The 11,520-nt window shown below is 61.9% G+C and carries 11 protein-coding genes; 4 read left to right on the top strand and 7 right to left on the bottom strand.

Annotation, left to right across the window (positions count from 1 at the left end; all coding sequences use genetic code 11):
• Positions 1-10: 10 nt before the first annotated feature.
• The 3 genes from AC3ISG_RS17400 (at position 11) to AC3ISG_RS17390 (ending at position 3,972) form a co-directional block, all read left to right on the top strand.
• Complete coding sequence (locus tag AC3ISG_RS17400; RefSeq protein ID WP_122537744.1) at positions 11-415, top strand: TraR/DksA family transcriptional regulator; 405 nt, start codon at positions 11-13, stop codon at positions 413-415.
• A gap of 123 nt (positions 416-538) precedes the next feature.
• Positions 539-2,221, top strand: coding sequence for a methyl-accepting chemotaxis protein (locus tag AC3ISG_RS17395; protein ID WP_489297546.1), 1,683 nt, complete (start codon positions 539-541; stop codon positions 2,219-2,221).
• Positions 2,222-2,508: 287 nt separating this feature from the next.
• The gene (locus AC3ISG_RS17390) at positions 2,509-3,972 is read left to right on the top strand and encodes a T6SS phospholipase effector Tle1-like catalytic domain-containing protein (protein WP_122537746.1); all 1,464 of its coding nucleotides are present in this window, start codon (positions 2,509-2,511) and stop codon (positions 3,970-3,972) included.
• Positions 3,973-4,064: 92 nt separating this feature from the next.
• Here the strand turns inward: AC3ISG_RS17390 and AC3ISG_RS17385 are convergent, their stop codons facing one another.
• Positions 4,065-4,301, bottom strand: a complete 237-nt coding sequence (locus AC3ISG_RS17385; RefSeq protein ID WP_489297545.1) for a DUF2789 family protein — start codon at positions 4,299-4,301, stop codon at positions 4,065-4,067.
• Positions 4,302-4,750: 449 nt separating this feature from the next.
• Here AC3ISG_RS17385 and AC3ISG_RS17380 point away from each other — a divergent pair, with 449 nt between their 5' ends.
• The gene (locus tag AC3ISG_RS17380) at positions 4,751-5,218 is read left to right on the top strand and encodes a hypothetical protein (RefSeq protein ID WP_122537748.1); all 468 of its coding nucleotides are present in this window, start codon (positions 4,751-4,753) and stop codon (positions 5,216-5,218) included.
• A 105-nt stretch (positions 5,219-5,323) separates the two neighbouring features.
• Here the strand turns inward: AC3ISG_RS17380 and AC3ISG_RS17375 are convergent, their stop codons facing one another.
• The 6 genes from AC3ISG_RS17375 to AC3ISG_RS17350 are packed head-to-tail and all read right to left on the bottom strand — an operon-like array spanning position 5,324 to position 11,408.
• Entirely contained in the window at positions 5,324-5,689 is a 366-nt protein-coding gene (locus AC3ISG_RS17375; RefSeq protein ID WP_122537749.1) for a Na+/H+ antiporter subunit G, read from the bottom strand.
• On the bottom strand, positions 5,686-5,964 hold the full coding sequence (locus tag AC3ISG_RS17370; protein WP_122537750.1) for a K+/H+ antiporter subunit F: 279 nt from the start codon (positions 5,962-5,964) through the stop codon (positions 5,686-5,688). The genes AC3ISG_RS17375 and AC3ISG_RS17370 overlap by 4 nt, the downstream gene beginning before the upstream one ends.
• On the bottom strand, positions 5,961-6,449 hold the full coding sequence (locus AC3ISG_RS17365; RefSeq protein ID WP_489297544.1) for a Na+/H+ antiporter subunit E: 489 nt from the start codon (positions 6,447-6,449) through the stop codon (positions 5,961-5,963). Before AC3ISG_RS17365 ends, AC3ISG_RS17370 begins: the two co-directional genes overlap by 4 nt.
• The gene (locus AC3ISG_RS17360) at positions 6,446-8,125 is read right to left on the bottom strand and encodes a monovalent cation/H+ antiporter subunit D (RefSeq protein ID WP_489297543.1); all 1,680 of its coding nucleotides are present in this window, start codon (positions 8,123-8,125) and stop codon (positions 6,446-6,448) included. Before AC3ISG_RS17360 ends, AC3ISG_RS17365 begins: the two co-directional genes overlap by 4 nt.
• Positions 8,122-8,466, bottom strand: coding sequence for a Na+/H+ antiporter subunit C (locus AC3ISG_RS17355; RefSeq protein WP_065986226.1), 345 nt, complete (start codon positions 8,464-8,466; stop codon positions 8,122-8,124). The genes AC3ISG_RS17360 and AC3ISG_RS17355 overlap by 4 nt, the downstream gene beginning before the upstream one ends.
• The gene (locus tag AC3ISG_RS17350) at positions 8,466-11,408 is read right to left on the bottom strand and encodes a monovalent cation/H+ antiporter subunit A (protein WP_489297542.1); all 2,943 of its coding nucleotides are present in this window, start codon (positions 11,406-11,408) and stop codon (positions 8,466-8,468) included. The genes AC3ISG_RS17355 and AC3ISG_RS17350 overlap by 1 nt, the downstream gene beginning before the upstream one ends.
• Positions 11,409-11,520: the final 112 nt, after the last annotated feature.

Here is an 11,520-nt window from a genome sequence, read left to right as displayed (position 1 = left end):
AGAGAAATCAATGACCAAGGAAAAGTTGCTGGCGATGCCGGCCGATGACTACATGAACGCCGAGCAGCACGCGTTCTTCGTCGACCTGTTGCAAGCCATGAAAGTCGAAATCCACGAGCGTATCGAGCAGAGCCGTATCGCGATCGAAAGCCTGGACACCCCGGCTGACCCAGCCGACGCCGCTTCCGTGGAAGAAGAGCGTCACTGGCTGGTGAACGTGATTGACCGTGACCAGCGCATGCTGCCTCAGCTGGAAATGGCCTTGAGCCGCATCGCTGACGACAGTTTTGGCTGGTGCGAAGACAGCGGCGAGCCGATTGGCCTCAAGCGCCTGCTGATCAGTCCGACCACCAAGTACTGCATCGAAGCTCAGGAACGCCACGAGCAGATCGACCGCCACCAGCGTCAGGCGTGATCCCTCGGGTTCGACCGCCTGCAACGGGTGGTCGAGCCGTTCCATTGCGCACCGTCTGCTGCGCCCATTCAAGTTCCCCGTCACCGCACATTCCGACCGACTACCACCAATGACTCATGGCGCATGGCCGCTATTTGGGCGTCTAATGCTTTCACAATAATGAAAGCAGGGCAGGTCCCGGACATGGATGCGAAAGGTCGTCACGCAGCAACACCCTCCCACCCCGCGCACGCGTCTGCTGACGGGCAGGTTCGTACCGGTTCGCGCTGGCTGACGCCCGCCCTGCAAAGCCTTGGTCTGTGCCTGCTGTTTGCGGCGATGGCTTGGGTCAATGTGTCTGTCTATGTGAGTCTGCCCGTTGCGCTGTTGGTCTTGTGGTTACCGGCGCTGTTCGCGAGTCAGACGCCAGGGGCCGTGGCAGGTACGAGCGAAGACGGGATGACTCGTCTGACCCGGGATCTGTCCCGAAGCACCAGTCACAACGCGTTGTCCGCTGCGGCCGTGGCGTTTTCCGTCAGGCAACTGGCGGGCAAGCTGCAGTCCCAGGTCAATGCGGCCGAGCAAATCGTCAGCAGCGCTGACGTGATGATCACCACCGAGCGCGCCACGTCGACCCTGAGCCAGCAAGCGCTCAGCGCTGCCAGTCAGGCGCGGGAGAGCAGCGGTGCCGGGCTCAGCGTCCTCAATGAATCCATTGGTCTGATGCACCAACTGAGTGAACGGGCCGACAGCAGCCGTGAACTGATCGAAGCACTCAGCCAGCGCAGCGAAGACATTCAGCGTGTCACGGCGGTGATCCAGTCCATCGCCAGCCAGACCAATCTGCTTGCCCTGAACGCTGCCATCGAAGCCGCGCGCGCCGGTGAACACGGCCGTGGCTTTGCCGTGGTGGCCGATGAAGTGCGCGGGCTGGCCGGGCGCACGGCGACGGCGACCAATGAGGTCGGGGAGATGGTGGTTGATATTCAGCAGCGCACCCGTCAGGTGGTCGAGCAGATTCGCCAGTTGTCGGGCGACTTGAGTGGCGGCGTGGCCCAGGTTGAATCCACCGGCAAGCAGTTGGCGAACATCGCCGAGCTGGCCGTTGGCGTGGAGCAGCAGGTCGGTGAAATTGCACGGGGCGCCCAGACCAATCAGGAGCAATTGAGCAGCCTGTTCGTGGCCGTCGAGCAAATGCGCAGCGACCTTGCCGTCAGCGATGACCAGACCCGGCGCCTGGCGCAGTCGGCGTTGCAAATGGAAGAACAGGCGGAAACCATCAGCGAACGCCTGGCCCAGGTCGGCCTCGATGACTACCACCAGCGCATTTATGACCTTGCCCGGGAAGGCGCCGGCCAGATTGCCGCGAAGTTCGAGCAGGACATCGATCAGGGCCGGGTCAGCCTGACCGATCTGTTCGACCGCACTTATCAGCCCATCGCCAACACTTCGCCGGCCAAGTACCAGACGCGATTCGACCGCTACACCGATCAGACGCTGCCGGCCATTCAGGAGCCGCTGCTGACCCGTCATGAAGGGCTGGTTTTTGCCATCGCTTGCACCCAGCAGGGTTACGTGCCGACCCACAATCAGGTGTTCAGCCGACCGTTGACGGGCGACACGGCGGTCGACGCGATAAACAACCGTACCAAGCGCAAATTCGACGACCGCACCGGCATCCGCTGCGGCAGTCACCAGCAGCCGGTTCTGTTGCAGACCTACACCCGCGACACCGGCGAACTGATGCACGATCTTTCGGTGCCCATCATCGTCAAGGGCCGGCATTGGGGCGGGCTGCGGCTGGGCTATAGACCGGAGAAAAGCTGAGGATCAAGCCGCAAGCTTCAAGCTTCAAGCTTCAAGTGGAGAGCAGGGAGCAATGATCGGGCGTCTTGTCGCTTGTGGCTTGTGGCTTGAAGCTTGCAGCTCTTCGCGGAGCGTTAGTTGTGCGACTTAGGCCCTTTAATTATTTAACCGTCCGATATTGGAGTAGGACGCGTCTGAAGTGCAGTTCCATCGGTTGACGGAGCGTCAACTGCGATCATCCTGTGAGTATATGTCCGAATATGTAAATGCCTGTTCGGGACTCATGTCAGTACTCACGGATGAATCAAATGACAAAAATATCCAATACTCACGCAGCAAACGATGCCCGCACCGACGCGCCCCAAGTCACCGTTCGCCTCGGCGTGTTCTTCGACGGAACCGGTAATAACCGGGTCAATAGCCAGATAGGCGCCGACTGCCAGGCCATGGCGGAAGTAAACGGTGGCGTGCATACAAAAGAGTGCGGGGGTCGACACACTGACCCTGGCAGCAGTTACAGCAACAGCCTTACCAATATCGCGAGACTGGCCGGCTTATATGCACGCCAACGCAAGGCGATCATTAACGCCGATGGCGCTTATGTGTACGGCGCGGTGTATGTCAGTGGTGTTGGTACTACCTCTGGCGGCCGCGATTCCCGCCTGTCGGGTCAGGGCTTTGGGCGCGGTACTACCGGCGTGGTGGCGAAAGTGTCGTGGGGCATCAAAAAACTTGCCGACGAACTTCTTATGTTTGAGAGCGATAACCCGGGTTGTGTCATCGGGGCGCTGGAACTGGACGTGTTTGGCTTCAGTCGGGGTGCGGCGTCGGCCCGGCATCTGGCCAACGAAGTGCTGAAAAAATCCCGGGGCGCGCTGGACCCGGTTCTCGATCCCCGCAAGCTGCCGCTGTCGGACAGCTTTTCATGGGCCAGCGGCAGCGTGCGGCTGAAGGTCATTGGGCTGTTCGACACGGTGGCCGCCGTGGGCGGGATTTCCGACCTGGGTAGCGTTCGCGATGCCGTCAATAAACGGGTCAATCTGTTTCTGCCGCCAGGGTGTGCGCAGCAGGTGCTGCACCTGGTCGCCGGCGACGAGCATCGGCGCAACTTCGTGCTTAACAGCGTCAAGCCCGACTGGCCCCGGGAAATCGTGCTCCCCGGCAGCCATTCGGACATTGGCGGCGGCTACCAGCCCCAGGAAGTGGAGAAAGTGTCGCTGTTCCGGCCTCGCCGCAGTCTGGTCAGCGTCAATACGCCGTACGATGCCACAGATGCCTGGCAGCAGGCCCACGCCGAGCTGTCCACGCTCGATGCACAACGCTTGCTCGACCCTGCGGATGAAAGCGCCTCGCTGGGCGTGGAGTGTTTCGAGCGGTCCGGCAGCACCTCACGAGGCGTCAAGACAGTCGTCGCGACAGTGACGCTGGAGCGCCGTGTCTACAACCATCTTGCCCTTGTTTACCTGCGGGTGATGCACGCGCTGGCGAGCGAAGAGGGCGTGCCGTTCCTGCCCATCAAGGACTCCGCGGAAATAAGCCTGCCACCGGAGTTGCGTCCCATTGCCGCCAAGCTGCTGAGTTACGCCAAAGGGGAGGGCGGTGCGTTGAGTGATGCTGAGCAAACCCTGTTGTACCGGCGCTACATCCATCGCTCGGCCCACTGGAACAATTTCCGACGCGACGCGCTGGTGGACGGGTTGTTCGTGCATGCCCCTGCGCTCGAAGGGCGGCAGATGTTTACCAATATTGGTCAGCCCGGTTATCCACAGTGAGCAGCGCGCATCAAACGAACCGGTGGCGATGATGACGGAGCAGGAAAAAAATGACGGCCTCCAGGGCCGTCATTTTTTATAAGCGCGACGTGTCAGGTCGGCGTGTGCAGCAAAGCGTTCAGTTCGTCGACGATGGGTGCCCAGTCATCATCCAGCTGGATCTTTTCCTTGAGCAAGGCCGCTTGATTGTCCGTCCAGAAATCGGCTTCGGACACTTTCACGCCTTCAGGCACATGATGCCCGGCGACGAACGCGTCGATGCTGGCCTGATCGGATTCCAGCCCCAGTTGTTCGAACAACAACTCAAGCGACGGTGTCATGATTTCCATTTTTTCTCCCGGACGGGTCGAGGACCCGGATTGGCGTGGTCAGTGAGTAACCTTCTGTTGCATGGGAGTGCCCGGAGAGGACAAGAGTTCTAACTGATTGCCTGAAGGGCCACCGACACACCGCGCGCTTTAGCAGGACTGGCGTTAGCCGGGAACGCGTCTGGTGTCACACGGCGAAATTGAGGGTGCCCAAACCGGCCTCTTTCCGGCTGAAGCCGGTCCTACTCAAACATCCCATGGCGTCTTGCTGTGTTGGGCCAGGTCAACTGAAACAGCCTACGGCGTCAAAAACTTCATTACTGCGGACGAAAGGGATATATCCCCTATAGACTCACTGCCAGTAGAATCCATGCTCACGCCAGCGTCCGGTTTCAGGGCGCACCTTTCTCGTTTCTTTCTCGCCCGGTTCGCTGTACGGGCGAGTTCCTATCATGTTGGGAGTTTGTACATTGGCAGTAGGTAATCTGGATACCCATGCGTTATTCGTGCTCGGCGACGTGCGCGCAAAGTTGGTGAAGCTGTTCCAGGCGCGATTCGTTTATGTCATCGAACAATCCCCTGAAGGCATCTACATGTCTGAGATCGACACTGAAACCGCACTGGTGGTCGATGACAAACCCGGGCTGGAACTCAAAGTGGGTGACCACTTCCGTGCCGCGGTATTGCCCAGCCGCGAAGGCGGCAAGTTCGAACTCCGTTTCCGCGACATCAAGATGACCATCTATGGCTTGGGCGAATACGCGTTTGTCGAAGTGCCCGAAGGCCACGGCATCGTCTTCAAAGAATCCCACAGCATCTTCATGGTGTTTGCCGCCCACGAACAGATCCAGTCCGGCCTTAGCAAAGTCCTCAAAGCAGCGACCGCCAAAGCAGCCAAATGGCGCAAAGGCGAACTGACGTTCAAGGCCAGCGAATAAGAGCACCCCTTCAGCAAAACCTGCACACGGAACGCGCCCACATCCCCCATGTCCCAAGCGGCGGGTGACGGGGCCGCCTGCGCGCTGCAAATCCGCAGACCGGGCTCAATGCCCCTGCTGTCTGCCGTCGCTGACCTCGGGTGGCACGTCGTCACCGGCCATGCGCTTGCGGAACAGCCCGGTGCGCGCCAGCAGCAAAGTAGTCACGGGGACGGTGATTGCGAGCAGGATCGGGATCAGCCAGGCATGCAACACGGGCCCTTCCTTCAGTGCCGAAAAGTAGACGATCGACGCCAGCGCCACGCACCATGCGCCGAGGGTCGAGGCCAGCGCGGGCGGGTGCATGCGCTGGAAAAAGTCCTTCAGGCGCAACAGACCCAACGCGCCGATCAGGCCGAACAGGCTGCTGAGCACCAGCAGGGCGGCGGTCAGCACTTCGACCCAGAACGGCAGAACCTGCAACGAATTCATTCGATCACCTCGCCGCGCAACAGAAATTTGGCCAGCGCGAATGAGCCGACGAAGCCGAACAGCGCGATCAGCAGAGCGGCCTCGAAGTAGGTGTCACTGGCGTAACGAATGCCCAGCACCAGCATCATCAGCATTGCCAGGATGTACAGGTAGTCCAGCGCGAGTACCCGGTCCTGCGCCGACGGGCCTTTGAACAGCCGGATCAGGGTCATGACCATGGCGAGGGTGAACACCGACAGCGTAAACAGAATCGCGTTTGTGAGCAGAGCGCTCATTGGAAGATCTCCATCAGTGGCCGTTCGTACGTGCTTTTGAAATGCGCGATGAAGCGCGCTTCGTCGTCCAGGTCGAACACGTGCATCAGCAGCACGCTGCGATCCAGCGCCAGTTCGGACCAGACCGTGCCCGGCACCACCGTGCAGATCATCGCCAGCGCCGCCAGACCGTGGGCATCGTGCAGCGCCAGCGGGACCTTGACGAAGGCCGAGCGGGGCGGACGGCGACCTGCGCGCAGCACGCCCCAGGCGACGGCCAGATTGGACACCACCACATCGCGACCGACCAGCAGAAACAGGCGCAGGGCGACACCGGGTTTGCGAATTCGCGACGGCGACGGGCGCAACGGCGCGAAAATGCAGGGCGCGAAAAAGCCGAGCAGTGCGCCCAGCAGCAGATTGCCCGGGCTCAGGGACAGGTTGAGCAACAGCCACAAACCCCACAGGCACAGCGACAACAGCGGTGCGGGAAACAGGCGCTTCATGGCTGCACCTCCGCCGTTGACGACGCAGGCCCCGGTATCGGTCTGGCTGCCTTGACTGACAGCACGTATTGCTGCGGATCGTGCAGCGCCTGTGCGGTGTCCTGGGTGTAGTGCAACAGCGCCTGAGCCTTGAACGTCAGCACAATGGCGCAACCCACCAGCAAGGCAATCGGCAGGCATTCGTTGAGCCGCAGCAGCGGCGCCGCGTGTTCCTGAGGCGTCCAGAAACGTTTGATGCCGACACGCACAAACGCAAACAGTGACGTCAGTCCGGAAATAATCAGCAGGGCCACCAGCGTCCAGCTGTCGCCACGAATGGCTTCGTCCTTCGCCACATCAAGGCCCAGCGGATTGAGCAGGGCGCTTATCAGTGTCAGCTTGCCGAGGAAGCCTGACAGCGGCGGCATGCCGATGATCAACAGCGCGCAAGCGATGAAACTCAGGCCCAGGAACGCCATGGTCCAGGGGATGACATGGCCGACCACGGCTTTTTGTTCGTCATCCAGATTGGTGCCCGGCACCGGGTGCAACGACTCCAGCGCCTTGGGCAACTGGTCGGCGTCGTCGTCGAGGGCGATGTCATTGGCCGAGCGCGAACGTTCGATCAGCTCCGCCAGCAGGAACAGCGCGCTCAGCGCCAATGTCGAGCTGACCAGATAAAACAGAGCGCCAGCGGTCAGGCTCGGCTGCGCGAAACCGACCGCCGAGAGCAGAATCCCCGCCGACACCAGAATGCTCAGACTGGCCATGCGCTCCAGGCGCTGGGCCGCCACCACGGAAATCGCCGCCACAGCAACGGTCGCCATCCCGCCCCAGATCAGCCAGTCCCCGCCGAAGAACGCCGAGGCGCCGGCCTGACCGGAAAACAGCAGCGTCCACAACCGCAGCAGTGTGTAGAAGCCAACCTTGGTCATGATCGCGAACAGCGCCGCCACCGGTGCACTGGCAGCAGAATACGCCGGCACCAGCCAGAAATTCAGCGGCCACATGCCGGCCTTGGCCAGAAACGCGACCGCCAGAATGGCCGCGCCAGCGTGCAGCAAGCCCAGATCGCCGTCCGGCACTTGAGGAATTTTCACCGCCAGGTCGGCCAGGTTTAGCGTGCCGGTGACGCCGTAGATCAGCGCTGCGCCGATCAGGAACAGCGACGAGGCAAGCAGGTTGATGGTGATGTAATGCAGGCCCGCCGATACCCGCGCCCGTCCAGAACCGTGCAGCATCAGGCCGTAGGATGCGGCCAGCAGGACTTCGAAGAACACGAACAGGTTGAACAGGTCGGCGGTGAGAAACGCGCCATACAGCCCCATCAGCTGAATCTGAAACAGGGCGTGGAAACTGGCGCCGGCGCGATCCCAGCGGGCGAGGGCGAAGAGCAGCGCGCTGAAGGCGACGATGCCGGTCAGCACCAGCATCAATGCTGACAAGTGATCGACCACCAGCACGATGCCGAACGGCGCTTCCCAGTTGCCCGGCAGGTACACGCCGATGGAACCGGTGGTGCCGGTTTTCTGCACCCACACCATCAGCGTGATGGCGATCGCCAAGCCGAGGCCGGTGGAGAACAGGTTGATCCGCGCTTTCAGCGGGCGGTGTTTCTCGCCGAGCCACAGCACCAGCGCAGCGGTGAGCACCGGCAACAGGATCGGCGCGACGATCAGTTGATTCATCACACTCATTCACCCAGCTCCCGGCCGTCGACGTGGTCGTTGCCGGTCAGGCCGCGCGACGCCAGCAGCACCACCAGAAACAGCGCGGTCATGGCGAAGCTGATGACGATGGCCGTCAGCACCAGCGCCTGGGGCAGGGGATCGGTGTAGTTGAGCAGGTCCTGGGGCACGCCGTCCTTGATGATCGGCTCCTTGCCGATGAACAGGCTGCCCATGCTGAAGATGAACAGATTGACGCCGTAGGACAGCAGGCACAGGCCCATCACGACCTGAAAGGTCCGTGGACGCAGGATCAGCCACACGCCGGAAGCGGCGAGGACGCCGATGGCAATGGCGATGACTTCTTCCATCAGATGGCTCCTTGTGAAATCGGGCTGTCGGCCGGGACCGGCTCAATGGGCGGCGGCAGCGAGGTCGGGCGATGGCTGCGCACCGATTGGTGAGCCAGTGCCGTGAGGATCAACAGGGTCGATCCGACCACCACGGCGTACACGCCGATGTCGAAAAACAGGGCGCTGGCGATGTGCAGGTCACCCAGTATCGGGAGGACTACGTGCGCGGTGTGGGTGGTCATGAACGGATAACCCAGGGCCATCGAGCCCAGACCCGTGGCCAGCGCGAAGAACAGCCCGGTGCCCATCCAGCGCAACGGCCGCAGGCTCATGTTGGCCTCGACCCACTGAGTGCCGGCCACCATGTATTGCAGGATGAACGCCACCGACATCACCAGTCCTGCGACGAAACCGCCACCCGGCTGGTTATGCCCGCGCATGAACAGGTACATCGACACCACGAAGGCCACTGGCAGCAACAGGCGCACCAGCACCGCCGGCACCATCATGAAGCCCAGTGCCGTGTCGGCAGCGTGACGCGGGTTGACCAGATCGGTGACCACGTCGCGGGCCAGCAAGCGCTGTTGTGCTGGCAGGGCGATGCTTTCTTTTGGCGGACGGAAGCGGCGCAGCAGCGCGAAGACGGTCAACGCCACTACCGCCAGCACGGTAATCTCGCCGAAAGTATCGAAGCCACGGAAGTCCACCAGCATGACGTTGACGGCGTTGGTGCCGCCGCCCTGGGCCAGGGCGCGGCTCAGGTAAAACTCGGAAATGGCGTTCGGCGTCGGCCGCGTCAGCATCGCGTAGGACAACACCGCCATGCCGCCGCCCACCGCCACGGCCAGGACGAAATCGCGGATCCTGCGCACCTTGGCCCGGCGTCGCGCCTGGGACGGTGGCGGCACGTTTTCGTTGCGTCGCGGCAGCCAGCGCAGGCCCAGCAGGATCAACACCGTGGTGACGACTTCCACCGCCAGTTGGGTCAGTGCCAGGTCCGGCGCGGAGAACCAGACAAAGGTCACACAGGTCATCAGCCCACAGACGCTGACCATGGTCACGGCCGCCAGCCGGTGATATTTGGCCTGCCACGCAGCGCCAATGGCGCAGGCAATCGCGATCAGCCAGAGCATCACAAAGACGCCGGAACCGGGGATCTTCGGTCGATCACCCCAGCTCAGCCCGCTCTCGTACATTGGCACGAAACCGGCGACCAGCGCGGCCAGAACCATCAGGAACAACTGCGCCTGCAAACGACGTGTGGTCAGCAGCCTCATCAGTCGGCGGGCGCCGCGCATCTTCCACACCAGCACGCGCTCGAACATGCGCTTGCCGTTCAGACGCCACATCAGCGGCGGCCCATTGACTTGCTTGCGCTTGATTGGGCCACGGAGCAGCAGATATAGAACGATGCCAGCCGCCATGGCGATCAGGCTCATGATCATCGGCGCGTTCAACCCGTGCCAGATCGCCAGGCTGTATTCGGGGAGCTCACCGCCCACCACCGGCTGTGCCGCGGCGGCGAGCAATGGGCCGACGGAGTGCGTGGGAAAAATGCCGACGATCAGGCAGGCCAGCACCAGCAATTCCACCGGCAGGCGCATCCAGCGCGGCGGCTCGTGGGGCGTGTGCGGCAGGCGCATGGCTTTCGGGCCGAAGAACACATCGACGGTAAAGCGCAGGGAATACGCCACGCTGAAAATCCCGGCGATCGTGGCGATCACCGGCAGGGCGATTTCCACCCAGTCGGTGGAGGTGATGAACACCGTTTCCGCGAAGAACATTTCCTTGGACAGGAAGCCATTCAGCAGCGGCACCCCGGCCATTGACGCGCTGGCGACCATCGCCAGTGTCGCGGTGTAGGGCATCAGCTTGATCAGCCCACTGAGTTTGCGGATGTCGCGGGTGCCGCTTTCGTGGTCGATGATCCCCGCCGCCATGAACAGCGACGCCTTGAATGTGGCGTGATTGAGGATGTGAAATACCGCTGCAACGGTTGCCAATGGACTGTTCAGGCCAAGCAGCAGGGTGATCAGCCCCAGGTGACTGATGGTGGAGTAGGCCAGCAGGCCCTTGAGGTCGTTCTGAAAGATGGCCGAGTAAGCGCCGATCACCAGCGTGCAGGCACCGGCGCCGCTGACCATCCAGAACCACTGTTCGCTTCCGGACAGCGACGGCCACAGGCGCGCCAGCAGGAATACCCCGGCCTTGACCATGGTCGCCGAGTGCAGATAGGCCGATACCGGTGTGGGCGCTGCCATGGCGTGGGGCAGCCAGAAATGGAAGGGGAATTGCGCGCTCTTGCTCAGCGCGCCGATCAGAATCAGCGTCAGCAGCACGGGGTACAGCGCGTGGGCGCGGATGGCGTCGCCCGAAGCCAGGACGCGATCCAGGTCATAGCTGCCGACGACGTGCCCGAGCAGCATCATCCCGACCAGCAGCGCCAGGCCGCCGGCACCGGTGACCATCAGCGCCATGTAAGCGCCGCGTCGAGCGTCGGCGCGGTGGTGCCAGTAGCCGATCAGCAGGAACGAGAAGACGCTGGTCAGCTCCCAGAAAAACACGATCTGAATGAGGTTGCCGGACATGACCAGCCCGAGCATGGCGCCCATGAACGCCAAAAAGAATGAGAAGAAGCGCGGCACCGGGTCGTCCGGCGACATGTAATAACGCGCGTACAGCGACACCAGCGCGCCGATCCCCAGCACCAGCATCGAGAACAGCCAGGCAAAGCCGTCCAGGCGCAGGACGAAGTTCAGGCCCAGGCTCGGCAGCCAGAAAAACTCTTCTCTGATGACCCCGCCATGGGCGATCTGTGGATACCACAGTGCGACCTGCACCGCGCCGATCAAGGCGATCAGGCCGGCGAGAATGGATTCACTGTTGCGTGCGTTGTGCGGCAAGAGCGCCGCCAGACAGCTGCCGATGAAAGGCAGAAGCAGTAGAACTATCAGGGACATAGGCTTCTAATCTGCGGAGAAATGTCAAGGATCATACGTGCCGGGTCCGGGATGACCAAACGCCAAGATGTCGCAGAATCCTACAAAGTTTGTAGGCAGCAGCGTAGTTGAC

The sequence above is a fragment of the Pseudomonas sp. GL_135 genome (assembly GCF_057834665.1).
Note: the sequence above shows the minus strand (reverse complement) of the source record. Positions and strands in the feature narration are given on the sequence as shown.

Coding starts and splice junctions, on each gene's coding strand:
- AC3ISG_RS17375 (WP_122537749.1), bottom strand. CDS start 5,689: ATGAATTCGTTGCAGGTTCTGCCGTTCTGGGTCGAAGTGCTGACCGCC.
- AC3ISG_RS17385 (WP_489297545.1), bottom strand. CDS start 4,301: ATGGAAATCATGACACCGTCGCTTGAGTTGTTGTTCGAACAACTGGGG.
- AC3ISG_RS17360 (WP_489297543.1), bottom strand. CDS start 8,125: ATGAGTGTGATGAATCAACTGATCGTCGCGCCGATCCTGTTGCCGGTG.
- AC3ISG_RS17355 (WP_065986226.1), bottom strand. CDS start 8,466: ATGGAAGAAGTCATCGCCATTGCCATCGGCGTCCTCGCCGCTTCCGGC.
- AC3ISG_RS17370 (WP_122537750.1), bottom strand. CDS start 5,964: ATGAGCGCTCTGCTCACAAACGCGATTCTGTTTACGCTGTCGGTGTTC.
- AC3ISG_RS17400 (WP_122537744.1), top strand. CDS start 11: ATGACCAAGGAAAAGTTGCTGGCGATGCCGGCCGATGACTACATGAAC.
- AC3ISG_RS17365 (WP_489297544.1), bottom strand. CDS start 6,449: ATGAAGCGCCTGTTTCCCGCACCGCTGTTGTCGCTGTGCCTGTGGGGT.
- AC3ISG_RS17350 (WP_489297542.1), bottom strand. CDS start 11,408: ATGTCCCTGATAGTTCTACTGCTTCTGCCTTTCATCGGCAGCTGTCTG.
- AC3ISG_RS17390 (WP_122537746.1), top strand. CDS start 2,509: ATGACAAAAATATCCAATACTCACGCAGCAAACGATGCCCGCACCGAC.
- AC3ISG_RS17395 (WP_489297546.1), top strand. CDS start 539: ATGGCCGCTATTTGGGCGTCTAATGCTTTCACAATAATGAAAGCAGGG.